Origin of the sequence: Pseudomonas kairouanensis (assembly GCF_004682055.1) — a bacterium.
Taxonomy (GTDB): Bacteria; Pseudomonadota; Gammaproteobacteria; order Pseudomonadales; family Pseudomonadaceae; genus Aquipseudomonas; species Aquipseudomonas kairouanensis.
On record NZ_QUZU01000001.1, the window covers coordinates 127,301 to 153,949 of the forward strand.

Below are 26,649 nucleotides of genomic sequence, written 5' to 3' on the forward strand. Positions count from 1 at the left end.
GGCGATGTAATGCAGTTGATTGAACATGCCGACTCGCCGCGCTCTATTCGTTTGCACGAGCGCGACAACGTGGTGATCGTGGTCAATGACCAGGGCGTACCGGCCGGGACCGAGTTCCCGGACGGCCTGGTCACCGTGGATTTCATCCCCCAGAGCCACAAGGTGACCCTGGAAGATATCCCCGAAGGCGGTCAGATTATTCGCTACGGCCAAACCATCGGTTATGCCCTGGCGCCGATTCCTCGCGGCAGTTGGGTGCAGGAAGATCAACTGCGCATGCCCACCGCGCCGCCGCTGGACAGCTTGCCGCTGTCCACCGAGGTGCCTGAAACCCAGGCACCGTTGGAGGGGTTCACCTTTGAGGGGTACCGCAACGCCGACGGTACCGTGGGTACGCGCAATATCCTTGGTATCACCACCACCGTGCAGTGCGTTACGGGGGTGCTGGACCATGCGGTCAAGCGCATCAAGGATGAACTGCTGCCCAAGTACCCCCACGTCGATGACGTGGTGGCACTCACCCACAGCTACGGCTGCGGCGTGGCGATCACGGCGACGGACGCCTACATCCCGATTCGCACCGTGCGCAATCTGGCACGCAACCCCAACCTGGGAGGCGAAGCCCTGGTGATCAGCCTGGGCTGCGAGAAATTGCAGGCCGGGCAGGTGATGCACGACAACGACAGCTCTGTCGACCTGAGCGAGCCGTGGTTGTACCGGTTGCAGGATTCCAGCCACGGTTTTACCGAGATGATCGAGCAGATCATGGCGTTGGCCGAGACGCGCTTGAAAAAACTCGACCAGCGCCGCCGCGAAACCGTGCCGGCCTCGGAGCTGATCCTGGGCATGCAGTGCGGCGGCAGCGATGCGTTTTCTGGCATCACCGCCAACCCGGCGTTGGGCTATGCCTCGGACTTGCTGCTGCGGGCGGGGGCGACGGTGATGTTTTCCGAAGTCACCGAAGTGCGCGACGCTATTTACCTGCTCACTTCCCGTGCCGAAAGCAAGGCGGTGGCCCAGGAGTTGGTGCGCGAAATGGACTGGTACGACCGTTACCTGGCCAAGGGCGAGGCGGATCGCAGCGCCAACACTACGCCGGGCAACAAGAAGGGCGGGTTGTCGAATATTGTCGAGAAGTCCCTGGGTTCCATCGTCAAGTCCGGCAGCAGCGCGATCAATGGCGTGCTGGGGCCAGGCGAGCGTTTCAAGGGCAAGGGCCTGATCTTTTGCGCCACGCCGGCCAGTGATTTTGTGTGCGGCACCTTGCAACTGGCGGCGGGGATGAACCTGCATGTGTTCACCACCGGGCGTGGTACACCGTACGGGCTGGCGATGGCGCCGGTGGTGAAGGTATCGACGCGTACGGAGTTGGCGCAGCGTTGGCCGGACCTTATCGACATCGACGCGGGGCGCATCGCTACCGGGCGTGCGAGCATCGAGGAATTGGGGTGGGAGTTGTTCCACTTCTACCTGGATGTGGCCAGCGGCAAGAAGCAAACCTGGGCCGAGCGGCACAAGCTGCATAACGACATCACCTTGTTCAACCCAGCGCCTATCACCTGAGACCGAGTCGCCTGCTTCGCGAGCAAGTCGAATCGTCGCACCGCCGCTCCCACATTTGACCGAGTTCGACCTTTGGAACGCGGTCAAATGTGGGAGGGGGCTTGCTCCCGATAGCGGTCTTCCAGGCACTGCGCGTCAGCATGGCTTATCATTAGCCCCCTAACGACGCTCACCAAGGTTCTCCCCGGCATGCTGGCTATCTTCCTCACCACCCTCACCATCACCGCGCCGGTGTTTGCCATGCTGTTTTTGGGTGTGCTGCTCAAGCGCATCAACTGGATCAACGACAACTTCATCCACACCGCTTCCTCGCTGGTGTTCAACGTCACCATGCCGGCGCTGCTGTTCCTGGGCATCCTGCATGCCGACCTGCACTCGGCGCTCAAGCCGGGTTTGCTGATCTATTTTGCGGTCGCCACCCTGGTCAGTTTTGCCCTGGCCTGGGGCTGGGCGATTTTTCGTTGCAAGCGTGAAGACCGGGGTATCTATACCCAGGGCGCGTTTCGCGGCAATAACGGGGTGATCGGCCTGGCGCTGGCCGCCAGCATGTACGGCGACTACGGTATCTCCCTGGGTGCGATCCTCGCGGCGCTGGTGATCCTGTTCTACAACACGCTGTCGACCATTGTGCTGGCGGTGTACAGCCCGGTGATCAAGTCCGACCCGTGGAGCATTTTCAAGAGCGTCGTGGCCAATCCTTTGATCATCAGCGTGATCGTGGCCGCGCCGTTCGCTTATTTTCAGATTGGCCTGCCTGGCTGGTTGGAAAAATCCATGCAGTATCTGGCGGATACCACCTTGCCGTTGGCCTTGATCTGCATTGGCGGCACCTTGTCCCTGGCAGCGCTGCGCAAGAGCGGCAAAATGGCGCTGAGCGCGAGTTTGATGAAGATGGTCTGGCTGCCGGTGGCTGCGACCTTAGGGGCTTGGCTGCTGGGGTTCCGTGGGCCGGAACTGGGGATCCTGTTCCTGTACTTCGGTGCGCCGACGGCGGCGGCCAGTTTTGTGATGGCCAGGGCGGCAGAGGGCAATCATGAGTTGGCGGCGGCGATTATCGTGATCACCACGTTGATGGCGGCGGTGACCACCAATATTGGGATTTTTGTGTTGCAGGCGGGGGGGTGGATCTGAGTTTTCAGGTGTTTGTTAGGGCCATTCGCGAGCAAGCCCGCTCCCACAGTTTGATTTGTGAATACCTTCAATTGTGGGGGCGGGCTTGCTCGCGAAGGCTATCTGACAGTCACTGCTGATACGCCTCAATCACTTCCTGCGCCGCCCGAAACGCATCAATCGCTGCCGGCACACCGGCATACACTGCGCAATGCAGCAACGCCTCACGAATCTCTTCCACTGTGCACCCATTGTTCAACGCGCCGCGCACGTGGCCTTTGAGTTCCTGCGGGCACTTTAGGGCGGTGAGGGCGGCGAGGGTGATCAGGCTGCGGGTCTTGAGCGGCAAACCTTCGCGGTTCCACACACTGCCCCAGGCATGTTCGTTGACGAAATCCTGCAGGGGTTGGGTGAACTCGGTGGCATTGCCCAGCGCGCGGTCGACGAACACATCGCCCATCACTTGGCGACGCATTTCAACCCCTGGCTTTTTCTGGTCGGTCATTGCGATTCCCTCTTGTGTTGGCGGCGCCAGGCTCGCAGCGTGCTGAACAACAGGAAAGCCACCAGCACTGGCAGGACGTAATACAGCATCAAATGTTCAAGCTGGGTGGCCAATGGCATGCCGGTGGTGAAGGCCATCACATGCAGCCCGTAAGCCAGGTATAGCCCCAGCAACACCAGGCCCTCGGCGCGGGTCACGCGGTAGCCGGTGTAGAACACCGGCAAGCATAAAACCACGGCGGCGAGCATCACCGGCAGGTCAAAATCCAGGGCGTTGGGCGACACCGACAGCGGCGTTGGCGCCACCAGGGCGGTAAAGCCCAGCACCCCCAGCAGGTTGAACAGGTTGCTGCCGATCACGTTACCCACGGCGATTTCCCGCTCCCCGCGCAGGGCGGCGATCAGCGAAGTGGCCAGGCAGGGCAAGGATGTGCCGACGCCAATCAGGGTCAGGCCGATGACCCGTTCCGACAGGCCCAGGTCGCTTGCCACATCCACCGCTGCGCCCAGCAGCAAGTGCCCGGCCAGCACCAGAATCAGCAGCCCGCCCAGTATCAGCAGCACACTGCTCAACCACGGCGCGCTGGCCACGGTGTCCAGGGTGCGCGGGCGGCGGGAATGGCGCGTCTGGTAATGCAGTACGCCGAGGTAGGCGAGCAGGGCGACCAGCAACAACAGGCCGTCGATGGGGGTGAGTTCCTCATTGGCGGCGAGGGTGAATACCAGCAGTCCGGCGAGGATCATCACCGGGATATCCAGGCGCACCAGCTGGCGCGACACACGCAGCGGAATGATCAGCGCCGACAGGCCCAGGGTCACCAGAATGTTGAAAATGCTGCTGCCGATCACGCTGCCCACGGCAATGTCGGTATTGCCGGCGAGGGTGGCCTGCAGGCTGACGGTCATCTGCGGCGCGCTGCTGCCGAAGGCGACGATGCTCAGGCCGATGATCAACGGCCGAACCTTGAGGCTGGCGGCCAGTCGCACGGCGGCACGCACCAAAATTTCGGCGCCGACGATCAGCAGCATCAGGCCGCTGGCCAGTTCCAACAGGCTCCAGGGGGAGAGGGCAGTTAATCCGAAAATGGCCGGGGCTCCCTGGTCAGTTGCTCAAGGCTTGCACGCGTACCCGTGCGGTGCCGCTGCTAATCATGCCCAGTTGCTCGGCCGCCCTGCGTGACAGATCGATCAAGCGCCCACGGGTATGCGGGCCGCGATCATTGATACGTACAACCACGGATTTGTCGTTGTCGAGGTTGGTGACCTTGACCTGGGCGCCGAACGGCAATTGCCGGTGGGCGGCGGTCAGGGCGTTCTGGTTGAAGGGCTCACCGCTGGCGGTTTTCTTGCCGTGGTGGCGGGCGCCGTAATAGGAGGCGGTGCCGGTTTCGTCGTAGCCGTTGGGGTCAACGGGGCCGCTGGCGCAGCCGGCCAGTAGAGAGAAAAGGGCCAGGAGGCCTAATAGACGCTTCATTTGCAGATTATCCCCCTATCAAATGTGGGAGGGGTTTATGTGGGAGGGGGCTTGCTCCCGATTGCAGTGTGTCAGCTGATGAATATTTGGCTGATAAACCGCTATCGGGAGCAAGCCCCCTCCCACACAAAGCTGTTCCCACAGTGGACCGAGTTGAGCATGAAGTCTCACTCGGTCTCTTCATTGCAGTCAGCCTTCGAGCTTGCTTTTAAGCAATTCGTTCACCTGTTGCGGGTTGGCCTTGCCTTTGGAGGCTTTCATCGCCTGGCCCACAAAGAAGCCGAACATCTTGCCGCGCTTGGCTTCGTCGGCCGCACGGTACTGCTCGACCTGCTCGGCATTGGCCGCGAGCATTTCATCGAGAACGGCCGAGATGGCGCCGCTGTCGGTGACTTGCTTGAGGCCGCGCTTCTCGATGATCTCGTCGGCGCTGCCTTCGCCGTTGGCCATCGCTTCGAACACGGTCTTGGCGATTTTGCCGGAGATGGTGTTGTCCTTGATGCGCAGCAGCATGCCGCCCAGTTGCTCGGCGGTTACCGGCGCTTCGTCGATTTCCAGGCCTTGTTTGTTCAGCAGGCTGCCCAGCTCAACCATCACCCAGTTGGCCGCCAGCTTGGCGTCACCGGCAATGTTCACCACTTGCTCGAAGTAGTTGGCTTGCTCACGGCTGGAGGCCAGCACGCTGGCGTCGTAGACCGACAGGCCGAACTGTTCCTGGAAGCGCTCGCGTTTTTGCTGCGGCAGTTCCGGCAGGGTGGCGCGGATGTCGCTGAGGAACGCGTCCTCGATCACCACCGGCAACAGGTCCGGGTCGGGGAAGTAACGGTAGTCGTTGGCTTCCTCTTTACTGCGCATGGCGCGGGTTTCGTCTTTGTTCGGGTCGTACAGGCGGGTTTGCTGGATGACCTTGCCACCGTCTTCGATCAGCTCGATCTGGCGACGCACTTCGCTGTTGATCGCCTTCTCGATGAAGCGGAACGAGTTGACGTTCTTGATCTCGCAGCGCGTGCCGAACTCGACCTGGCCTTTTGGGCGAATCGACACGTTGCAGTCGCAGCGCAGCGAACCTTCGGCCATGTTGCCGTCGCAGATGCCCAGGTAACGCACCAGGGCGTGGATGGTCTTGACGTAGGCCACGGCTTCCTTGGCGCTGCGCATGTCCGGCTCGGAGACGATCTCCAGCAGCGGCGTGCCGGCACGGTTCAGGTCGATGCCGGTGGCGCCGGGGAATTCTTCGTGCAGGCTCTTGCCGGCGTCTTCTTCCAGGTGCGCGCGGGTCACGCCGACACGCTTGATGGTGCCGTCTTCCAGGGGGATGTCCAGGTGGCCCTTGCCGACGATCGGCAGTTCCATCTGGCTGATCTGGTAGCCCTTGGGCAGGTCCGGGTAGAAGTAGTTCTTGCGCGCAAACACGTTGTGCTGGCCGATCTCGGCGTCAATCGCCAAGCCGAACATCACCGCCATGCGCACCGCTTCCTGGTTCAGCACCGGCAGCACGCCGGGCATGCCCAGGTCGACCAGGCTGGCCTGGGTGTTGGGCTCGGAGCCGAACGTGGTGGCGCTACCGGAGAAAATCTTCGATTGGGTGGCGAGCTGGGTATGAATCTCCAGCCCGATCACGACTTCCCATTGCATAGTGTTCTCCTCAGAAGCCGGTAGGGGTGCGAGTGTGCCAGTCAGTGTTCAACTGGTACTGGTGCGCCACATTGAGCAGGCGGCCTTCCTGGAAATACGGGGCGAGCAGCTGCACGCCTACCGGCAGGCCATCGACGAAACCGGCAGGCATGGACAAGCCCGGCAGGCCCGCGAGGTTGGCGGTGATGGTGTACAGGTCTTCGAGGTATGCAGCCACCGGGTCGCCATTTTTGGCGCCGAGCTTCCAGGCCGGGTTCGGCGTGGTTGGGCCGAGGATTACATCGACTTGTTCAAAGGCAGCCATGAAGTCGTTCTTCACCAGGCGGCGGATTTTTTGCGCCTTGAGGTAGTACGCGTCGTAGTAGCCGGCCGACAGGGCGTAGGCACCGACCATGATGCGGCGCTGTACTTCCACACCGAAGCCTTCGCCACGGGAGCGTTTGTACAGGTCGGTGAGGTCCTTGGGGTTTTCGCAGCGGTAGCCGAAACGCACACCGTCGAAACGCGACAGGTTGGAGGAGGCCTCTGCCGGTGCGATCACGTAGTAAGCAGGAATCGCGTGCTGGTTGTTCGGCAGGCTGATTTCCTTGATTACGGCACCAAGCTTTTCCAGCTCTTTAACACTGTTGTGCACCAGCTCAGCGATGCGTGGGTCGAGACCGGCGCTGAAGTATTCCTTCGGCACGCCAATGCGCAGGCCCTTGATCGAGGTGTTCAGGCTGGCGCTGTAGTCGGGCACTGGCTCGTCGATGCTGGTGGAGTCCTGTTTATCGAACCCTGCCATACCTTGTAACAAGATCGCGCAGTCTTCGGCGGTGCGTGCCAATGGGCCGCCCTGATCGAGGCTGGACGCGTAGGCGATCATGCCCCAACGGGAAACGCGACCGTAGGTCGGCTTCAAACCGGTGAGGTTGGTGAACGCCGCTGGCTGGCGGATGGAACCACCGGTGTCGGTGGCCGTGGCTGCCGGCAGGAAGCGTGCGGCAACGGCGGCGGCCGAACCACCGGACGAACCGCCGGGCACGTGTTCCAGGTTCCACGGGTTTTTCACCGCACCGTAGTAGCTCGACTCGTTGGCCGAACCCATGGCGAATTCGTCCATGTTGGTCTTGCCCAGGGTCACGGCCCCGGCGGCAGCCAGCTTGGACACCACGGTGGCGTCGTAGGGTGCCTTGAAGTTGTCGAGCATCTTCGAGCCGCAGCTGGTGCGAATGCCCTGGGTGCAGAACAGGTCTTTGTGGGCGATTGGTGCGCCCAGCAGCGCGCCATTTTCACCGTTGGCGCGACGTGCGTCGGCGGCCTTTGCCTGGCTCAGGGCCAGTTCTTCGGTGAGGCTGATGAAGCTGTTGACCTTGGAGTCGTGCGCGGCGATGCGCGCAAGCAGGGTCTTGGTCAGCTCTTCGGAAGAAAACGTTTTGTCGGCGAGACCGCGGGCGATCTCGGCCAGAGTCATGTGATGCATGAAAGGCTCTTTCCCTTTAGTCGATGACTTTCGGAACCAGGTACAGGCCGTTTTCGACCGCTGGCGCGATGGACTGGTAGGCCTCGCGATTATTGCGCTCGGTCACGACGTCGGCGCGCAGGCGCTGACTGGCTTCCAGCGGGTGAGCCAGGGGCTCGATGCCGTCGGTATTCACGGCCTGCATTTGGTCAACCAGCCCGAGAATGCTGTTCAGGGCTGCGGTAATCGGTGGAAGATCGACTTCAGCCAGGCCCAGGTGGGCCAGGTGAGCGATTTTTTCCACGTCGGAGCGGTCAAGCGCCATGGGATTCTCCAGTGGAAAACAGAACGGAGGGCGTCCGTGTGTTAGATTGTCGGAACACTACCGCATTTCTACGGTCATATGGCCGCGATTGTGGGGGTTGGTGCACAGAAAGTCGGCCAATTTAGCACATTGGCGCCTTGCCCAAAATCCCTGTCGTTGTTAGAGTTTGCCGCACTTTTTTACCCACGCGTTGCCTAGGGTCCTTTCCCCATGTTCAAGAAACTGCGTGGCATGTTTTCCAGCGATCTTTCCATTGACCTGGGCACTGCCAACACCCTTATTTACGTGCGCGAGCGCGGTATCGTCCTGAATGAGCCATCGGTTGTGGCCATTCGGACCCATGGTAATCAGAAAAGTGTCGTTGCCGTTGGCACCGAGGCCAAGCGCATGCTCGGCCGTACACCAGGCAATATTGCTGCCATTCGTCCGATGAAAGACGGCGTGATCGCCGACTTCAGCGTCTGCGAGAAGATGCTGCAGTACTTCATCAACAAGGTTCACGAAAACAGTTTCCTGCAGCCCAGCCCACGTGTGCTGATCTGCGTTCCTTGCAAGTCCACCCAGGTTGAGCGTCGTGCCATCCGTGAATCGGCCCTTGGCGCCGGTGCCCGTGAAGTGTTCCTGATCGAAGAGCCAATGGCTGCTGCGATCGGTGCCGGCCTGCCGGTTGAAGAAGCTCGCGGTTCGATGGTGGTGGATATCGGTGGTGGTACCACTGAAATCGCCCTGATCTCCCTGAACGGTGTGGTGTATGCCGAATCCGTACGCGTAGGCGGCGACCGTTTCGACGAAGCGATCATCACTTATGTACGTCGTAACTACGGCAGCCTGATCGGTGAGTCCACCGCCGAGCGCATCAAGCAGGAAATCGGTACAGCTTACCCAGGCGGCGAAGTGCGCGAAGTCGATGTGCGCGGTCGCAACCTGGCCGAAGGCGTTCCGCGTGCCTTCACCCTGAACTCCAATGAAGTGCTGGAAGCTCTGCAAGAGTCCCTGGCCACCATCGTTCAGGCCGTGAAAAGCGCCCTGGAGCAATCGCCGCCGGAACTGGCTTCCGACATCGCCGAGCGTGGCCTGGTGCTGACCGGTGGTGGCGCCTTGCTGCGTGACCTCGACAAGCTGCTGGCCCAAGAGACTGGCCTGCCGGTGATCGTCGCCGAAGACCCGCTGACCTGCGTTGCCCGTGGCGGTGGTCGTGCACTGGAAATGATGGATAAACACACCATGGACCTGCTCTCCAGCGAATAAGTCATTGCTGGTATGCCCATGTTTCGCCCGCAGGCAGCACTTTGCAGTGCTGCCTGTTGGCGTTTATCTTCTTCAATCTGCATCCAGGCCGGTTAGATGCCGTATGAATAAAGAAAACATTTGCCTGGGAGGAGCGGCTTATTAAACCGCTTTTCGCCAAAGGCCCCTCATTGGGCGTGCGCCTGTTGGTGCTGGTCGTGCTTTCGGTCGCGCTGATGGTAGTCGATGCTCGCTTCGCACTGCTCAAGCCTGTGCGTAGCCAGATGTCGCTGGTGCTGATGCAGACTTACTGGATCACCGACCTGCCACAACGTCTCTACCAGGGCGTGGCCAGCCAATTTGGCAGCCGCACCGAGCTGGTCGCCGAGAACGAAAAACTCAAGACTGAAAACCTGTTGCTGCAGGGACGCATGCAAAAGCTGGCGGCCCTCACCGAGCAGAACGTTCGGCTGCGCGAGTTGCTCAATTCCTCCGCGCTGGTCAATGAAAAGGTCGAAGTGGCCGAATTGATCGGCATGGACCCCAACCCCTTCACCCATCGCATCATCATCAATAAAGGTGAGCGCGACGGTGTGGTCCTGGGCCAGCCGGTACTCGATGCCCGTGGCCTGATGGGGCAGGTGGTCGAGCTGATGCCCTACACCTCGCGGGTTTTGTTGCTGACGGACACCACCCACAGCATTCCGGTGCAAGTGAACCGCAACGGCCTGCGTGCGATTGCCAGCGGCACCGGCAACCCCGAGCGCCTGGAGTTGCGGCATGTGGCCGACACGGCTGATATCAAGGAAGGCGACCTGCTGGTCAGCTCCGGCCTTGGCCAGCGTTTCCCGGCCGGTTACCCGGTGGCGACCGTCAAGGAAGTGATCCACGACTCTGGCCAGCCGTTCGCCATTGTGCGTGCCGTGCCCACCGCCGCTCTGAACCGCAGTCGCTACCTGCTGCTGGTGTTCAGCGACAACCGCACCCCGGAGGAGCGCGCCAACGAAGCCGCCCAGGCCCAGGAAGCGGAAGACCAGAAAAACGGCACTACGCCCGTTATTCCTGCGACAGTACCCAAGCCCGCCACAACGACGCCGGCTGCTCCGGCGCCAACGCCAACGCCTGCGACAGCGCCCGTGGCCACGCCGGTCAAGCCTGCGGCCCACACTGCGCATCCGGTCAAACCGGTTGCGGCCAAACCGCCCGCTGCCACGCCTGCTGCTGCAACACCCGCAGTGAAGCCCCCGGCTACTCCGGCAACCACGCGGCAGAGGGAGGAATAATGGCCGGCACTCATTCGCGTAATGGCTGGATCGTCTGGTTGACCTTCGCCATCGGCTTGCTGCTCAGCGTTTCGCCGCTGCCCCAATTCATGGAAATCCTGCGCCCACTCTGGCTGGCATTGCTGCTGGCCTTCTGGTCGCTGAACCTGCCACATAAGGTGGGCATGGTCACGGCGATGTTCCTGGGCTTGGCGGAAGATGTGCTCTATGGCACCTTGCTGGGTCAGAATGCGTTGATCCTGACCCTGATCACCTTCCTGGTGCTGTCCTTGCAGCAGCGTCTTCGTATGTTTCCGATGTGGCAGCAGTGCCTGGTGATCCTGGTGATCTTCGGCCTGGCGCAGCTTGTACAGCTATGGCTCAGCGCCTTGACCGGCAACCGTCAACCGACCTTGGCGTTGGTACTGCCGGCCTTGGTCAGCGCGCTGCTGTGGCCTTGGATCAGTTTCGGCCTGCGTGGGTTACGCCGTCGCTATAAAATCAATTGAATGGATTGCGAGGCTCTGCCTGGTTATCGAACCCCACAGGGAGAGTCTGCAATGAATTCGCTTTATCTGGCCTCGGGCTCTCCGAGGCGGCGTGAACTGTTGACCCAGATCGGTGTGCCCTTCACCGTGGTCAGCGCCGCCATTGATGAAACTCCTCTTACAAATGAACCCGCCGTTTCCTACGTCGAGCGCCTTGCGCGCGGCAAGGCGGTGGCGGGTTTTACTGCGCTCGAAAATACGGCGGGCGCCTGTGTACTAGGGGCTGACACGGCGGTCATTGTGGACGGCAAGATCCTCGGCAAACCCGTGGACCAGGCCGATGGGCTGGCGATGTTGATGGCGTTGGCAGGGCGTGAACATGAAGTTCTCACCGCTATCGCCCTTACCGATGGCCAGCGCAGCGAAATTGTTTGTGTAAGCAGTCGTGTACGTTTTCGCGACATTTCTGTCGAGGAGGCTACAACCTACTGGCACAGTGGCGAACCGCAGGACAAGGCGGGCGGCTATGCTATCCAAGGGTTGGGCTCGGTGTTTGTTGCCGGTCTCAATGGCAGTTATTCCGCCGTGGTAGGCCTGCCGGTGTGCGAAACCGCGCAACTGCTCGGCCAATTCGGCATACCCTGTTGGCAAAACCTTACCGCGCGCTGATCGCATTACCTGCGCGCCCAGCCTTAAGCGATCGGTCACTATTGTGAAAACGCCAGAACGAGACCCAGCCATGAGTGAAGAGATTCTGATCAATATCACGCCGATGGAATCACGCGTGGCGGTGGTAGAGAACGGTGTTCTGCAAGAAGTCCATGTCGAGCGCACCCAGAAGCGCGGAATCGTCGGCAACATCTACAAAGGCAAGGTAGTACGCGTATTACCGGGGATGCAGGCGGCATTCGTCGACATCGGCCTGGACCGCGCGGCATTTATCCACGCATCGGAAATTTCCCTGCGCGAAGGCCCAGCGGTGGAAAGCATCAGCGCCCTGGTACACGAAGGGCAGAGCCTGGTGGTGCAAGTCACCAAGGACCCCATCGGCTCCAAAGGCGCACGCCTGACTACGCAATTGTCGATTCCGTCGCGCTACCTGGTGTATATGCCGCGTACTGCCCATGTCGGCATTTCCCTGAAGATCGAAGACGAAGGCGAGCGTGAGCGCCTGAAAAAAGTCGTCAGCGACTGCGTGGCCGCCGAAGGCATCAAGGAGGCCGGTGGGTTTATCCTGCGCACCGCCGCCGAAGGTGCCGGCGCGGACGAAATCCTTATGGACATCCGCTACCTGCGGCGCTTGTGGGACCAGATCGGTGCGCAGATCAAAACCATCGGCGCACCCAGCGTGATCTACGAAGACCTCGGCCTGGCGCTGCGCACCCTGCGTGACCTGGTCAGCCCGAAGATTGAGAAAATTCGCATCGACTCGCGGGAAACCTTCCAGCGCACCACGCAATTTGTGGCCGAGCTGATGCCGGAAATTGCCGACCGCCTGGAACACTACCCTGGCGAGCGGCCGATCTTTGACCTGTATGGCGTTGAAGACGAAATCCAGAAAGCCCTGGAACGCAAAGTACCGCTCAAATCCGGTGGCTATTTGGTGGTGGACCCGGCAGAAGCCATGACCACCATCGACGTCAACACCGGTGCGTTCGTGGGTCATCGCAACCTCGAAGAAACCATCTTCAAGACCAACCTGGAAGCGGCCACCGCGATTGCTCGTCAGCTGCGCCTGCGTAACCTGGGCGGCATCATCATCATCGACTTCATCGACATGGAAGATGAGGAGCATCAGCGCCAGGTGCTGCGCACCTTGGAGAAACAGCTGGAGCGTGATCACGCCAAGACCAATATCATTGGCATCACCGAACTGGGCCTGGTGCAGATGACCCGCAAGCGCACCCGCGAAAGTCTTGAGCAAGTGCTGTGCGAGCCGTGCAGCAGCTGCCAGGGGCGCGGCAAGTTGAAGACGCCAGAAACGGTTTGCTACGAGATTTTCCGGGAAATTCTACGGGAGGCACGAGCCTACCAGGCCGAAGGTTATAGAGTGCTTGCCAACCAGAAAGTGGTCGATCGGCTGCTGGACGAAGAGTCCGGCAACGTGGCTGAACTGGAAGGTTTTATCGGGCGCACGATTCGTTTCCAGGTCGAAACCATGTATTCCCAGGAACAATACGACGTGGTGCTGCTCTGATCCCCATTCGCTTGTTTTTTACTGCCTTGAGGGTCGCCTGACATGGAGCGTCTGATACGCTTTTTTGCCGCTTTGACCCGTTGGGGCCTGGGCCTCTGTGCGTTGTCGTTGGTATTGGCTGCGGTGTACGTGAGCCTGGGTCGTGAACTGACGCCCCTGGTGGCCGAGTATCGCGCGGAAATTGAAGCCAAGGCACAGGCTGCGGTGCAGATGCCTCTGCAGATCGGCAGCCTTGAAGGCCGCTGGAGTGGCTTTGCCCCCGTACTGATGGCTCATGACGTGATGGTGGGCGAGGGCAGCAGCGCCCTGCGCCTGGACCAGGTTCAAGTGGTGCCGGATATATGGGCCAGCCTGATGGCGCGCGAAGTGCGTATTGCCCATCTGCAAGTCAGCGGCCTGCAACTGAGCGTCAAGGAAGACAAGGACGGCCACTGGGCACTGCAAGGCTTGCCGGTGCAGGATGACCAGCCACTGGACCCGGAGCAATTGCTCCAGCGCATGCAGAAGGTCAAGCGTGTGTCGTTGCTCGACAGCCAGGTGACCTTGCAACCCTTTGACCAGGCGCCGAAAACCCTGACCTATGTGGGCCTGAGCCTGCATACCGGCCTGACCCGCCAGCGCCTGGACGCGCGCCTGACCTTGCCCGACGGCCAGCCCCTGGCCCTTAGCCTGCGCACCCGTATACGGGCAAGCCAGTGGAAAGACGCTGAAGTGCAGGCCTACCTGAGCCTGCCGCAGAGCGATTGGGCCAAGTGGATTCCGGCCAAGCTCACCCAGCAATGGAAGCTCACTCAATTCAAGGCGGGCGGCGAGTTCTGGCTGACCTGGGCCAAGGGGGCCGTGCAAAGCGCAGTGGTGCGGCTTAATTCGCCGCAAGTGCAGGGCAGCTACGCCGAGCGCAAGCCGGTGCACATTGAAAACCTCGCCCTCACCGCCTACCTGCAACGCAGCGAGACGGGGCTCAAGGTGTTGTTTGATTCATTGGCCATGAACCTCGGGGAGACGCGCTGGGAGTCACGCCTGCAACTGCAGCAAACCCTGGCCACCGACAAGGATCTGGAAGTCTGGAAGCTCCAGGCTGACCGCCTGGACCTGACCCCCATTACGCCGTTGCTCAACGCCCTGGCCCCCCTGCCTGAGGGGTTTGCCAAAACCGTCGAGCACCTTAAAGCCACTGGCCTGTTGCGCAATGTGCTGGTGGAATTCCGACCTCAGGACACTTCCGATCAGAAAGTCAGTTTTGCCGCGAACCTTGAACGCGTCGGCTTTGATGCCTACTTCGGCGCGCCTGCTGCGCGCAACGTCTCCGGCAGCATCAGCGGCGACCTGGGCCATGGCGAGCTACGCATGGACAGCAAGGATTTTTCCCTGCACCTGGACCCGATCTTCGCCAAGCCCTGGCAGTACATCCAGGCCAATGCGCGCCTGACGTGGAAGCTCGATAAGCAAGGCTTCACCCTGATCGCCCCGTACATCAAGGTGCTGGGTGAAGAGGGCAAGGTGGCCGCCGACTTCCTGATCCGCCTGCATTTCGATCACAGCCAGGAAGACTACATGGACCTGCGGGTCGGCATGGTCGATGGCGATGGGCGTTTCACCCCCAAATACCTGCCGGCAGTGTTAAGCCCTGCGTTGGACGAGTGGCTGCGTACGGCGATCCTCAAGGGCGCAGTGGACGAGGGCTTCTTCCAGTATCAAGGCTCGCTGAACCACGATGCGTTGCCCGCTTCGCGCAACATCAGCCTGTTTTTCAAGGTGCATGACGCAGAGCTGGCGTTCCAGCCGGGCTGGCCCCATGTCAGCAAGGTCAAGGGCGAGGTGTTCGTCGAAGAGAGCGGCGTGCGCATCCTGGCCAGCAAGGGCCAGTTGCTCGATACCAAGGTCAAGGACATCTACGTCAATATTCCCCATGCGCCTGCAGGCAAGGACAGCCATTTGCTGCTGACCGGCGGTTTTGCCGGTGGGCTGGGCGATGGACTGAAAATCCTGCAGGAAGCGCCGATTGGTACTGCATCTACCTTTTCCGGCTGGAAGGGCGAGGGTGACCTGCAAGGCAACCTGGACCTGGATATCCCGCTGGCCAAAGGCGCCGAGCCGAAAATCGTGGTGGACTTCAAGACCGACAAATCCCGCCTGCAATTGGCTGAGCCGTCCCTGGACCTGACCCAGCTCAAAGGCGACTTCCGTTTTGACAGTGCCAAGGGCCTCAGTGGCCAGAACATCACGGCCCAGGCGTTTGATCGGCCGATCACCGCGCAGATTGCTGCCGACGGCAAGCCGGGCAATATCAGTACACGGGTCACTGCCAAGGGCCAGGTGACGGTCAAGCGGCTCACGGATTGGCTGAAAATCACTCAGCCGTTGCCGGTGTCCGGTGATATCCCTTACCAGTTGCAGTTGAATCTGGACGGCGCCGACAGCCAGCTGATGGTCAGTTCCAACCTCAAGGGCGTGGCGGTGGACCTGCCGGCACCGTTCGGCATGCCGGCCAGCCAGGGGCGTGACAGCGTGTTCCGCATGACCTTGCAGGGGGCCGAGCGCCGTTACTGGTTCGATTATGGCGAACTGGCCAACTTCACCTTTGCTGCTGCGCCGGACAAATTCAATGATGGTCGGGGCGAATTGTTCCTCGGAGAGGGCGATGCGCTGCTGCCGACCGGCAAGGGCTTGCGCATTCGCGGCGTATTGTCGGAACTTGATATCGACCCCTGGAAGAAACTGGTGGACCGATACGCCGGCAACGATCCAGGGGGCAGCGCCAAGCAACTGCTCAGCGGTGCCGACTTCAAGATCGGCAAGTTGACGGGTTTTGGCACCCAGTTCGATCAGGTCAAGTTGCAACTGGACCGCAAACCGTCGGCCTGGGGCTTGCAACTCGACAGCCAACAAGCCAAGGGCGCCGTCAACGTGCCAGATGCCAAGGGCGCACCGATTGTGGTCAACCTGCAATACGTGAAGTTGCCGGCGGTGGACCCCACGGTTCAGGCTGATGAAAACGCACCGGACCCATTGGCCAACGTTGATCCCAAGGATATTCCGGCACTGGATATCGCCATCGATCAACTGTTCCAGGGCCCGGACCTGGTGGGCGCCTGGTCGCTGAAGATCCGGCCGACCGCCAAAGGCATGGCTTTCAACAGCCTGGACCTGGGCCTCAAGGGCATGCAGCTCAAGGGCACCGGTGGCTGGGAAGGTTCGGTGGGTGACAGCAGCAGTTGGTACAAGGGGCGCCTGGACGGCAAGAATATCGGGGATGTGCTCAAGGGCTGGGGTTATGCGCCTACCGTGACCAGCGAGGATTTCCACCTGGATGTGGACGGCCGCTGGCCCGGTTCGCCGGCCTATGTGGGGCCCAAGCGTTTCTCCGGCAGCCTGGATGCGGCGTTCCGCAACGGCCAGTTCGTCGAAGTGGAAGGCGGTGCCCAGGCGCTGCGGGTATTTGGCTTGCTGAACTTCAACTCCATCGGGCGCCGGTTGCGTCTGGACTTTTCGGACTTGCTCGGCAAAGGCTTGAGCTATGACCGGGTCAAGGGGGTGTTGGCGGCCAGTAATGGTGTGTTCGTCACCCGTGAGCCGATCACCATGACCGGGCCTTCGACCAACCTGGAGCTTAACGGCACCCTGGATATGGTGGCTGACCGAGTCGACGCCAAGCTGCTGGTGACGCTGCCAGTCACCAACAACCTGCCGATTGCCGCGCTGATCGTCGGGGCGCCGGCCATTGGCGGTGCGTTGTTCCTGATCGACAAGCTGATCGGAGATCGTATCGCGCGTTTCGCCAGTGTGCAGTACAAGGTGGAAGGCCCGTGGAAGGATCCGAAAATCAGCTTCGACAAGCCATTTGAAAAGCCAAACTGAGAGCCTGTGGAGTAGCATGGCCGCATGCCCATTACGGAGTGTCGGCCCATGTCCTTTGCGGTAATTCAAATGGTCAGCCAGAGCGATGTGCTGGCCAACCTGGCCCAGGCCCGGCGCCTGCTGGAACAAGCGGCGGCGGGTGGCGCTCGGCTTGCAGTGCTGCCGGAAAACTTCGCCGCCATGGGCCGTCGCGACGTGGCCGATATCGGCCGTGCCGAAGCGCTAGGCGAAGGTCCGATCCTGCCATGGTTGAAACAGACCGCCCGTGACCTCACCTTATGGATAGTGGCCGGCACATTGCCGTTGCCGCCAGAAGGCCAGCCGAACGCCAAGTCCAACGCCTGCTCGCTGCTGATTGATGATCACGGTGAGATCGTTGCCCGTTACGACAAGCTGCACCTGTTCGATGTCGATGTAGCCGACACGCGCGGTCGTTATCGCGAATCCGACGACTATGCTTTCGGGGGCAAGGTGGTGGTGGCGGATACGCCGGTGGGGCGACTGGGCCTCACGGTGTGCTACGACCTGCGCTTTCCCGAGTTGTACAGCGAGTTGCGCGCAGCGGGGGCCGAGTTGATTACCGCACCTTCGGCTTTTACAGCGGTGACCGGTGCCGCGCACTGGGACGTACTGATTCGCGCCCGAGCCATCGAAACCCAGTGCTACCTGCTGGCGGCCGCCCAGGGTGGCGTGCATCCGGGGCCACGGGAAACCTTCGGCCATGCGGCGATTGTCGACCCGTGGGGGCGTGTGCTGACACAGCAGGATCAAGGCGAAGCGGTGTTGTTGGCCGAGCGCGATAGTACTGAACAAGCGTCGATAAGGGCGCGCATGCCGGTGGTCAACCATCGGCGCTTTTTCTCGCAGGGCGCACAGCGGCCTGCTTCAGAACGATGAATTTAAGGCCAAACCTATGAGCGAGTTGTTGTCCTCAGTCAGTGAACACCTCCTGGCACCCGGTGGCGTGACCATCGAAAGTTTGCAAACTGTATTGGGCGATCTCGCCGGGCCGGGCATCGATGCCGCCGACCTGTATTTCCAGGGGCAGATTTCCGAGTCGTGGGCGTTGGAAGACGGCATCGTCAAGGAAGGCAGTTTCAACCTGGACCAGGGCGTTGGTGTGCGGGCGCAATCCGGTGAAAAAACCGGTTTTGCCTACAGCAACGCCATCACCCTGGAGGCCTTGGGGTTGGCAGCGCGTGCTGCGCGTTCGATCTCCCGTGCTGGCCAGAATGGTACGGTGCAGGCGTTCAGCACCCAGGACGTGGCCCAGTTGTACGCGCCGGATAACCCCCTGGAAGTGATCAGCCGCGCCGAGAAGGTCGAACTGCTCAAGCGTGTCGATGCGGCCACCCGTGCCCTCGACCCGCGTATCCAGCAGGTCACCGTGAGCATGGCCGGTGTGTGGGAGCGCATCCTGGTGGCCTCCACCGATGGCAGCCTGGCGGCGGATGTGCGACCGCTGGTGCGCTTCAACGTCAGCGTGATCGTTGAGCAGAACGGCCGCCGTGAGCGTGGTGGCCATGGCGGCGGTGGGCGTACCGACTACCGTTATTTCCTCACCGAGGACCGTGCCATGGGCTATGCCCGTGAGGCGCTGCGTCAGGCGTTGGTGAACCTGGAGGCCATTCCGGCACCGGCGGGTACGTTGCCGGTGGTGTTGGGCTCGGGCTGGTCCGGCGTGCTGCTGCATGAGGCCGTAGGCCACGGCCTGGAAGGCGACTTCAACCGCAAGGGCAGTTCGGCCTACAGCGGGCGCATGGGCGAGATGGTTGCGTCCAAGCTATGCACCATTGTCGATGACGGCACCCTGGCCGGTCGCCGTGGCTCGCTGAGCGTGGACGACGAAGGTACGCCGACCGAGTGCACCACCCTGATCGAAAACGGCGTGCTCAAGGGCTACATGCAGGACAAGCTCAATGCGCGCCTGATGGGCGTGGCACGTACGGGTAACGGCCGCCGCGAATCCTATGCGCACCTGCCGATGCCACGAATGACCAATACCTACATGCTCGGTGGCGAAAGCGATCCGGCGGAAATCATCGCCTCGGTGAAACGCGGTATCTACTGCGCCAACCTCGGCGGCGGCCAGGTGGATATCACCAGTGGCAAGTTTGTGTTCTCCACCAGCGAGGCGTACCTGATCGAAGACGGCAAGATTACCGCGCCGGTCAAGGGGGCGACGTTGATTGGCAACGGGCCGGAGGCCATGAGCAAGGTGTCGATGGTAGGTAATGACCTGTCGCTGGACAGCGGCGTGGGCACATGCGGGAAAGACGGGCAGTCGGTGCCAGTGGGTGTCGGCCAGCCAACGCTGAAAATTGATGCGATCACCGTGGGTGGCACGGGCTCGTAAGGCGTGGAGCTTCGGGTGGCGAAGGCCGCCACCCGGGGACGGGGATCAACGCAGGCCGCGTTGAGTCTCGTCCAGCTCACGGATGTACTTGAAGATTTTACGGCTGGTGGCTGGCGCCTTGTTGTGTGCCAGTTCGTGCTGGGCCTGACGGATCAGGGAGCGCAGTTGCTGGCGGTCCGCGTCCGGGTAGTCCGCCACGAATTTCTCCAGCACGGCGTCATCGCCCGCGATCAGGCGGTCACGCCAACGTTCCAGGTTATGGAAGCGTTCGTTGTACTGGCGAGTGGAGGCATCGGTTTGATCGAGCAAGGTCAGAATGGCGTCAATGTCTTGGTCGCGCATCAGTTTGCCGATAAACGAGATGTGCCGTTTACGCGCGATATTCGCGGTGTGCTTGGGCGCATCGGCCAAGGCCCGGCGCATTTCGTCGGTCAGTGGCAGTTTGGCAATCAAGTCTTTCTTGAGCGTTGTAAGGCGCTCGCCGAGGTCGACCAGAGCATGCAGCTCACGTTTGACCTGGGTTTTGCTTTTCTCCCCATCGAGGGAGTCGTCGTAAGAATCAACCATGGTGGCAGTCCGCAAAGAAACGCCGCCATGATAACCAGTCGGGGGCCGCTTGTCCGGCCCGGTCGCTCGATGGCCTTAACCGAAAGCAGAATTTGAGTGGAGAAAACCATGAGTGCAGCCCAAAGCGTCGGTCCGCAAGCGTTACCGGCACTGCAGGAACAAGTCGAGCAGATCCTCGCCGAGGCCAAGCGCCAGGGGGCCAGTGCCTGTGAAGTGGCGGTGTCGCTGGAGCAAGGGCTGTCGACTTCGGTGCGTCAGCGGGAAGTGGAAACCGTCGAGTTCAACCGCGACCAGGGCTTTGGCATCACCTTGTACGTGGGCCAGCGCAAAGGTTCGGCCAGCACGTCGGCCAGTGGCCCGGAGGCGATTCGTGAAACCGTCGCCGCCGCGCTGGCCATTGCCAAGCACACCTCCGAAGACGAAAGCTCGGGCTTGGCCGACAAGGCCCTGATGGCCAAAGACCTGAAGGATTTTGACCTGTTCCACGCGTGGGATATCACGCCTGAGCAGGCCATCGAACAGGCATTGGCCTGCGAAGCGGCCGCGTTCGACGCCGATCCCCGCATCAAGAACGCCGATGGCACCACGTTGAGTACACACCAGGGTTGCCGTGTGTATGGCAACAGTCATGGTTTTATCGGCGGTTATGCGTCCACGCGCCATAGCTTGAGCTGCGTGATGATCGCCGAGGCCAATGGCCAGATGCAGCGCGATTACTGGTACGACGTTAATCGCAAGGGTGAGTTGTTGGCAGATCCGGTCAGCATCGGTCAACGTGCTGCCCAGCGCGCTGCCAGCCGTTTGGGCGCGCGTCCGGTACCGACCTGCGAGGTGCCGGTGCTGTTTTCGGCGGAACTGGCGGGCGGTTTGTTCGGCAGTTTCCTCGGGGCGATTTCCGGTGGGAATTTGTACCGCAAATCATCGTTCCTGGAAGGCGCGATTGGCCAGAAGCTGTTTCCCGAGTGGTTGACCATCGACGAGCGCCCGCACCTGATGCGGGCCATGGGCAGTTCGGCGTTCGACGGTGATGGTTTGGCCACCTACGCCAAGCCGTTTGTCGAAAACGGTGAGTTGGTGTCCTACGTCCTGGGCACTTACTCCGGCCGCAAGCTGGGCCTGCCGAGCACCGCCAACTCCGGTGGCGTGCATAACCTGTTCGTGACCCACGGCGACGAAGACCAGGCGGCATTGCTGCGTCGCATGGGGCGTGGCTTGCTGGTGACGGAATTGATGGGCCATGGCCTGAACATGGTCACCGGTGACTACTCCCGTGGTGCGGCGGGTTTCTGGGTCGAGAATGGGGAGATTCAATTTGCCGTCCAGGAAGTGACCATTGCCGGCAACATGCGCGACATGTTCAAGCAGATCGTTGCGGTAGGTAACGATCTTGAACTGCGCAGCAACATTCGCACAGGTTCCGTACTGATCGAGCGGATGACTGTCGCCGGTAGCTGACCCTTCCCACGCTTCACCCAAAAGGCGCGCCCTCTTACGGAGGGCGCGCCTTTTTTTGTGCCTGCGGTGCAGGTGGATTACTGTTTTTTGCGTTGCGTTGATTCTCAATATCATTTAATAATAAATATCATTACCGAATGAGCGTGGATCATGAGTTCTGTCCTGCATGAGGATCCTTACCTGGAGAGCTGGCGCTGGATGAGCCGCCAGATTCGCTGCGGCCTCAACCCCGACGAGCCGCGCCTGATCGAGCATTACCTGAGCGAAGGCCGATACCTGGCGTGCTGCACCGCGACCCATCCGTGGACGATCGCTGAAACTTCATTCCGCTTGCTGCTCGACACTGCCAGCGATATCGCGCTGCCCTGGCATTGGCGCTCCATGTGCTTGGACCAAGCCTGGCGCCCCCTGCGTGACCTGGAAAAACTCTCCCACTGTGCCTGCCGCCTCAAGCGTTGGCAGAGCTTCGCGTGGCGATTGGCGACCTGCGAATTGCTCCCTTCAATCTCTGTTTCTGACCTGGTGCAAGGATCTAACGATGAGTAACACCCGTATCGAACGCGACAGCATGGGCGAACTGCAAGTACCGGCCGAGGCCCTGTACGGTGCACAAACCCAGCGTGCGGTGAACAATTTCCCGATCAGTAACCAACGCATGCCCGCGCAATTCATTCGCGCCCTGATCCTGGCCAAGGCCGCTGCGGCCAAGGTCAACGTCGATCTCAAGCAAATCAGCGAAGGGCAGGGCAAGGCCATTGTCGAAGCTGCCCAGGGGTTGTTGGACGGCGACTTCATGCAGCACTTCCCGGTGGATATCTTCCAGACCGGCTCCGGCACCAGTTCCAACATGAACGCCAACGAGGTGATTGCCACGCTTGCCAGCCGTTTGCTGGGTGAAGCGGTCAACCCCAACGACCATGTCAACTGTGGCCAGAGCAGCAACGACATCATCCCCACCACCATCCACGTCAGCGCCGCGCTGGTCCTGCACGAGCAAACGCTGCCTGCCCTGCTGCACCTGGTCGCGGTGATCGAGCAGAAAGCCGCAGAAGTCCACCCGTTCATCAAGACCGGCCGCACCCATCTGATGGATGCCATGCCGGTACGCATGAGCCAGGTGCTCAATGGCTGGGCTCAACAGCTCAAGGCCAATATCGGCCACTTGCAGGACCTGTTGCCCAGTTTGCAGGCCTTGGCCCAGGGTGGCACCGCCGTCGGTACCGGGATTAATGCGCATCCGGAGTTTGCCGCGCGTTTCAGCCAGCAACTGAGCAGCCTGACGGATGTGAAATTCACGCCGGGCAAGAACCTGTTCGCGCTGATCGGCTCCCAGGACACCGCCGTCGCGGTTTCCGGCCAGCTCAAAGCGGTAGCGGTTTCCCTGATGAAAATCGCCAACGACCTACGTTGGATGAACTCCGGTCCTTTGGCCGGCCTTGGCGAAATCGAACTGGAAGGCCTGCAGCCTGGCTCTTCGATCATGCCCGGCAAGGTCAACCCGGTAATCCCGGAAGCGACCGCCATGGTGGCTGCGCAAGTCATCGGCAATGACACGGTAATTACCGTTGCCGGCCAATCGGGCAACTTCGAGCTGAACGTAATGCTGCCGATCATCGCCCAGAACCTGCTGAGCAGCCTCGAACTGTTGGCCAATTCCAGCCGCCTGTTGGCGGACAAGGCCATTGCCAGCTTCAAGGTCAACGAAGCCAAGCTCAAGGAAGCGCTGTCGCGCAACCCGATCCTGGTCACCGCGCTCAACCCGATCATCGGTTACCAGAAAGCCGCTGAAATCGCCAAGAAAGCCTATCAGCAAGGGCGCCCTGTGATCGATGTGGCCCTTGAACACACCGACCTGCCTCGCAGCCAACTGGAAGTCCTGCTGGACCCGGAAAAGCTCACCGCTGGCGGCGTGTAATCACCGACCCTGCTTTGGAGGCTCACCATGGAGCACTGGAAACGCACGATCGAACGGGCCAATCGCTGCTTTATGGCGGGCGAGCTGGTTGACGCTCGTGAGGCCTATTTGCAAGCCCTGGCCCTGGCTCAAGTGTTGTTCGAACGCTGGGCGGATGCCGACGAAGCGGTGGCGGCCTGCGTCATTTCCCATCACAACCTGGCGGACCTGCACTTGCGGTTGAACCAGCCGGAGGAAAGCGCGGAATACCTCTGCGCTATCCACCAGCGGCTGTTGCAGACCATGCAGGACCCGCGCCTAAGCCCGCAATTGCGCGAGGCTGCACTGCGTCAGAGCAGCAAGACCTACGTCGAGCTATTGAATTTCATCAGCGATCACGGCGAGTACCCGCGTACCCATCGCCTGCTGGGCGATGCCGCGTCGCAACCGACCACTCCTCATTACGGAGCACATTGATATGTCCTACACCTTGCCTGCCTTGCCTTACGCCTACGATGCCCTGGAACCGCACATCGATGCGCAAACCATGGAGATCCACTACACCAAGCATCACCAGACCTACATCAACAACCTCAATGCCGCCGTCGAGGGCACCGAGTTTGCCGGTTGGCCGGTAGAGAAACTCGTGTCCAGCGTCCAGCAATTGCCAGAGAAACTGCGCGCGGCGGTCATCAACCAAGGCGGTGGTCATGCCAACCACTCGCTGTTCTGGGCCGTGATGTCGCCCCAAGGCGGCGGTAAGCCCGAGGGCGCCTTGGGTAAAGCCGTCGACGAGCAACTGGGCGGTTTCGACAGCTTCAAGGAAGCGTTCACCAAGGCTGCCTTGACCCGCTTCGGCAGTGGCTGGGCCTGGCTGAGTGTGACGCCGCAAAAGACCCTGGTTGTGGAAAGCAGCGGTAACCAGGACAGCCCGCTGATGAACGGCAACACGCCGATCCTCGGCCTGGACGTTTGGGAGCACGCCTACTACCTGCTGTACCAGAACCGTCGCCCGGAATACATCAACGCCTTCTACAGTGTTATCAACTGGCCAGAAGTTGCTGCGCGCTACCAGGCCGCGTTGGCCTGATATTCACTCTATAACAAGATCTAAGGCCGACTATGGGCACTGAAACGCTGGCGATCAGCAGCGGGCGAATGTTTCGTTACGCATTTGGCTCGTTGCTGTTATTGGCAGGTACTGCATTGCTGGTGGCCCATGGGCTGGACTGGCTGAACCTGGAGCCGCGCATTTTGCGCGCGCTGCAGGGTGGCGCGATCTGTGCACTCGGTACCGCGCTTGGCGCCGTGCCGGTATTGGTGATTCGGCGGATGCCGGTGGCGCTGAGCGATACCTTGCTGGGCTTTGGTGCTGGGGTGATGTTGGCGGCGACGGCGTTTTCCTTGATCGTACCGGGCATTGCCGCTGCCGAAAGCCTGGGGCTTTCGCCCTGGGGAGCCAGCGGATTGATCAGCTTCGGCATCATGCTGGGGGCATTCGGGTTGTACCTGGTCGATCGCAAGGTTTCCGGTGCCAGCCCGGAAATGCTGGTGGGTACGCCGGACAAACCGGTGATCCCACCACGTATCTGGCTGTTTGTGTTCGCCATCATCGCCCACAACATCCCTGAAGGCATGGCGGTGGGCGTTTCGGCGGGTGGCGGTATGCCCGATGCAGACAGCCTGGCCATGGGCATTGCCTTGCAGGATGTGCCCGAGGGTCTTGTGATTGCGTTGGTGTTGGCCGGGGCAGGGATGTCGCGGGTCAAGGCCTTTCTGATCGGTGCTGCCTCAGGCCTGGTGGAGCCCGTGTTTGCCGTACTTTGCGCATGGCTGGTTAGCCTGGCCGAAGTGCTGCTGCCGCTGGGGTTAGCCCTGGCTGCGGGGGCGATGCTGCTGGTGGTGACGCATGAAGTGATCCCCGAATCCCGGCGCAATGGCCACGAAAAGCTTGCAAGCCTGGGCCTATGTATCGGGTTTTGTTTGATGATGGTGATGGACACCGCGCTGGGCTGAGGCCCGCTTGCAGATCTTTTGTAGGAGCGAGCTTGCTCGCGAAGATCGTCAACGATAACGCGTGAACTCTGAATACACGCGGCGTCCTTGAGGTTTTCGCGAGCAAGCTCGCTCCTACAGGTTCGCGGTGTTATTCGCCTTCGTCGAAGAAATTGTTGATCAGCTTTTTGAGGGCTTCCATTGCCTCGTCTTCCTGCTCGCCTTCGGTCTTCAAATGAATCTTGGTGCCCTTGCCGGCCGCCAACATCATCATGGCCATGATGCTTTTACCATCGACCATTGACTCCGGCGTGCGCCCGGCGCGGATTTGGCAGGGGAACTGCCCGGCAACACCGACGAATTTGGCCGAGGCGCGGGCATGCAGGCCCAGCTTGTTGATGATTTCAATTTCCAGAGCGGGCATCGCGCAGGTGTTCCTTTCAGCTAAGGTCGCGGTGGCGGACCTGGACGTTCTTGAGGGTTTGTTGCAATACCTGGCCCAGGCGCTCGGTCAGGTAGACGGAGCGGTGATGACCACCGGTGCAGCCAATGGCAATGGTGACATAGGCCCGGTTGCTCGCGGCAAAGCGTGGCAGCCATTTGAGCAGGTAGCTGGAAATGTCCTGGAACATCTCTTCCACATCCGGTTGCGCCGCCAGGTATTCGGCTACAGGCTGGTCCAGCCCGGACTGTTCGCGCAGTTCCGGTTTCCAGTAGGGGTTGGGCAGGCAGCGCACGTCGAACACCAGGTCGGCATCCACCGGCATGCCGCGCTTGAAGCCAAAGGACTCGACGAGAAACGCCGTGCCAGGCTCAGGCTGGTTCAGCAGGCGCAACTTGATGGCATCGCGCAACTGGTACAGGTTGAGGCTGGTGGTGTTGATCTTCAGGTCGGCGAGGTCAATGATCGGTCCCAGCAACTTGGTCTCGTCCTCAATGGCTTCGGCCAGTGAGCGATGAGGGCTGCTGAGGGGGTGGCGTCGACGGGTCTCGGAAAAGCGCTTGAGCAAGGTCTCTTCGTCTGCGTCCAGGTACAGCACATCACAATGAATGTGCTTGGCCCGCACTTCCTCAAGTAATTGCGGGAAGCGCTCCAGGTGGCTGGGCAAATTACGGGCATCAATCGAAACGGCTACCAGGGGTTGGGCCAGTTCGGTGTGGATCAACGCGCGCTCCGCCAACTCCGGCAGCAGGCCGGCGGGCAGGTTGTCGATGCAATAGAAACCGTTGTCCTCAAGAACATTGAGGGCGGTGCTTTTGCCCGAGCCGGAGCGGCCGCTGACGATGATCAAGCGCAT

Annotated in this window: 25 protein-coding genes; 16 read left to right on the forward strand and 9 right to left on the reverse strand. The window is 60.9% G+C overall.

Annotation, left to right across the window (positions count from 1 at the left end):
• Window positions 1-9 precede the first annotated feature (9 nt).
• Window positions 10-1,563, forward strand: a complete 1,554-nt coding sequence (gene garD / locus DYL59_RS00560) for a galactarate dehydratase (RefSeq protein ID WP_135287407.1) — start codon at window positions 10-12, stop codon at window positions 1,561-1,563.
• A gap of 189 nt (window positions 1,564-1,752) precedes the next feature.
• Window positions 1,753-2,694 carry an AEC family transporter gene (locus tag DYL59_RS00565; protein WP_135287408.1) on the forward strand — a complete coding sequence of 314 codons (942 nt, stop codon included), beginning with the start codon at window positions 1,753-1,755 and terminating at the stop codon, window positions 2,692-2,694.
• A gap of 109 nt (window positions 2,695-2,803) precedes the next feature.
• Here DYL59_RS00565 and DYL59_RS00570 read toward each other — a convergent pair whose 3' ends face one another.
• The 6 genes from DYL59_RS00570 to gatC all read right to left on the reverse strand — a co-directional run bounded on the left by DYL59_RS00570 (window position 2,804) and on the right by gatC (window position 8,052).
• Window positions 2,804-3,178, reverse strand: coding sequence for a carboxymuconolactone decarboxylase family protein (locus DYL59_RS00570; protein ID WP_135287409.1), 375 nt, complete (start codon window positions 3,176-3,178; stop codon window positions 2,804-2,806).
• A complete protein-coding gene (locus tag DYL59_RS00575; protein WP_135287721.1) occupies window positions 3,175-4,221 on the reverse strand; it encodes a calcium/sodium antiporter in 1,047 nt (348 codons plus the stop codon). Before DYL59_RS00575 ends, DYL59_RS00570 begins: the two co-directional genes overlap by 4 nt.
• A gap of 58 nt (window positions 4,222-4,279) precedes the next feature.
• A complete protein-coding gene (locus DYL59_RS00580; protein ID WP_135287410.1) occupies window positions 4,280-4,651 on the reverse strand; it encodes a septal ring lytic transglycosylase RlpA family protein in 372 nt (123 codons plus the stop codon).
• 189 nt (window positions 4,652-4,840) lie between these two features.
• Entirely contained in the window at window positions 4,841-6,286 is a 1,446-nt protein-coding gene (gene gatB, locus DYL59_RS00585) for an Asp-tRNA(Asn)/Glu-tRNA(Gln) amidotransferase subunit GatB (RefSeq protein WP_135287411.1), read from the reverse strand.
• Between the two features lie 10 nt (window positions 6,287-6,296).
• Window positions 6,297-7,748: an Asp-tRNA(Asn)/Glu-tRNA(Gln) amidotransferase subunit GatA gene (gene gatA / locus DYL59_RS00590; protein WP_135287412.1), complete on the reverse strand. Its 1,452-nt coding sequence runs from the start codon at window positions 7,746-7,748 to the stop codon at window positions 6,297-6,299.
• Between the two features lie 16 nt (window positions 7,749-7,764).
• Window positions 7,765-8,052 (reverse strand): Asp-tRNA(Asn)/Glu-tRNA(Gln) amidotransferase subunit GatC, encoded by a 288-nt coding sequence (gene gatC / locus DYL59_RS00595; RefSeq protein ID WP_135287413.1) that lies wholly within the window; start codon window positions 8,050-8,052, stop codon window positions 7,765-7,767.
• Between the two features lie 210 nt (window positions 8,053-8,262).
• Here gatC and mreB point away from each other — a divergent pair, with 210 nt between their 5' ends.
• From mreB to tldD, 8 genes are all read left to right on the forward strand, one after another.
• Window positions 8,263-9,300 carry a rod shape-determining protein MreB gene (mreB, locus tag DYL59_RS00600; RefSeq protein ID WP_002555108.1) on the forward strand — a complete coding sequence of 346 codons (1,038 nt, stop codon included), beginning with the start codon at window positions 8,263-8,265 and terminating at the stop codon, window positions 9,298-9,300.
• Window positions 9,301-9,440: 140 nt separating this feature from the next.
• Window positions 9,441-10,562 carry a rod shape-determining protein MreC gene (gene mreC, locus DYL59_RS00605; RefSeq protein ID WP_135287414.1) on the forward strand — a complete coding sequence of 374 codons (1,122 nt, stop codon included), beginning with the start codon at window positions 9,441-9,443 and terminating at the stop codon, window positions 10,560-10,562.
• Window positions 10,562-11,050, forward strand: coding sequence for a rod shape-determining protein MreD (gene mreD / locus DYL59_RS00610; protein WP_003171788.1), 489 nt, complete (start codon window positions 10,562-10,564; stop codon window positions 11,048-11,050). The genes mreC and mreD overlap by 1 nt, the downstream gene beginning before the upstream one ends.
• Before the next feature lie 51 nt (window positions 11,051-11,101).
• Complete coding sequence (locus tag DYL59_RS00615; protein ID WP_135287415.1) at window positions 11,102-11,698, forward strand: Maf family protein; 597 nt, start codon at window positions 11,102-11,104, stop codon at window positions 11,696-11,698.
• 70 nt (window positions 11,699-11,768) lie between these two features.
• Entirely contained in the window at window positions 11,769-13,226 is a 1,458-nt protein-coding gene (gene rng, locus DYL59_RS00620) for a ribonuclease G (protein ID WP_003171790.1), read from the forward strand.
• 42 nt (window positions 13,227-13,268) lie between these two features.
• Window positions 13,269-17,084, forward strand: coding sequence for a YhdP family protein (locus DYL59_RS00625; protein WP_135287416.1), 3,816 nt, complete (start codon window positions 13,269-13,271; stop codon window positions 17,082-17,084).
• 48 nt (window positions 17,085-17,132) lie between these two features.
• Complete coding sequence (locus DYL59_RS00630) at window positions 17,133-17,981, forward strand: carbon-nitrogen hydrolase family protein (RefSeq protein ID WP_135287417.1); 849 nt, start codon at window positions 17,133-17,135, stop codon at window positions 17,979-17,981.
• A gap of 16 nt (window positions 17,982-17,997) precedes the next feature.
• Window positions 17,998-19,440 carry a metalloprotease TldD gene (gene tldD / locus DYL59_RS00635; RefSeq protein ID WP_135287418.1) on the forward strand — a complete coding sequence of 481 codons (1,443 nt, stop codon included), beginning with the start codon at window positions 17,998-18,000 and terminating at the stop codon, window positions 19,438-19,440.
• A 45-nt stretch (window positions 19,441-19,485) separates the two neighbouring features.
• On the opposite strand, the gene yjgA is transcribed toward tldD, so the two are convergent.
• Window positions 19,486-20,007 carry a ribosome biogenesis factor YjgA gene (gene yjgA, locus DYL59_RS00640; RefSeq protein WP_135287419.1) on the reverse strand — a complete coding sequence of 174 codons (522 nt, stop codon included), beginning with the start codon at window positions 20,005-20,007 and terminating at the stop codon, window positions 19,486-19,488.
• Between the two features lie 108 nt (window positions 20,008-20,115).
• Between yjgA and pmbA the strand changes: the two genes are divergently transcribed.
• The 6 genes from pmbA (at window position 20,116) to DYL59_RS00670 (ending at window position 25,372) form a co-directional block, all read left to right on the forward strand.
• Entirely contained in the window at window positions 20,116-21,462 is a 1,347-nt protein-coding gene (pmbA, locus tag DYL59_RS00645) for a metalloprotease PmbA (RefSeq protein WP_135287420.1), read from the forward strand.
• Between the two features lie 150 nt (window positions 21,463-21,612).
• Entirely contained in the window at window positions 21,613-22,008 is a 396-nt protein-coding gene (locus DYL59_RS00650; protein ID WP_135287421.1) for a FagA protein, read from the forward strand.
• Entirely contained in the window at window positions 22,001-23,377 is a 1,377-nt protein-coding gene (locus DYL59_RS00655; protein ID WP_135287422.1) for a class II fumarate hydratase, read from the forward strand. The genes DYL59_RS00650 and DYL59_RS00655 overlap by 8 nt, the downstream gene beginning before the upstream one ends.
• A gap of 27 nt (window positions 23,378-23,404) precedes the next feature.
• Window positions 23,405-23,833 (forward strand): hypothetical protein, encoded by a 429-nt coding sequence (locus DYL59_RS00660; protein ID WP_135287423.1) that lies wholly within the window; start codon window positions 23,405-23,407, stop codon window positions 23,831-23,833.
• 1 nt (window position 23,834) lies between these two features.
• Window positions 23,835-24,446: a superoxide dismutase gene (locus DYL59_RS00665; RefSeq protein WP_135287424.1), complete on the forward strand. Its 612-nt coding sequence runs from the start codon at window positions 23,835-23,837 to the stop codon at window positions 24,444-24,446.
• Between the two features lie 32 nt (window positions 24,447-24,478).
• On the forward strand, window positions 24,479-25,372 hold the full coding sequence (locus DYL59_RS00670) for a ZIP family metal transporter (protein ID WP_135287425.1): 894 nt from the start codon (window positions 24,479-24,481) through the stop codon (window positions 25,370-25,372).
• Between the two features lie 130 nt (window positions 25,373-25,502).
• On the opposite strand, the gene DYL59_RS00675 is transcribed toward DYL59_RS00670, so the two are convergent.
• Together DYL59_RS00675 and rapZ are read right to left on the reverse strand one after the other, a co-directional pair.
• Window positions 25,503-25,775: an HPr family phosphocarrier protein gene (locus tag DYL59_RS00675; RefSeq protein ID WP_135287426.1), complete on the reverse strand. Its 273-nt coding sequence runs from the start codon at window positions 25,773-25,775 to the stop codon at window positions 25,503-25,505.
• Between the two features lie 16 nt (window positions 25,776-25,791).
• Complete coding sequence (gene rapZ / locus DYL59_RS00680) at window positions 25,792-26,649, reverse strand: RNase adapter RapZ (RefSeq protein WP_017738758.1); 858 nt, start codon at window positions 26,647-26,649, stop codon at window positions 25,792-25,794.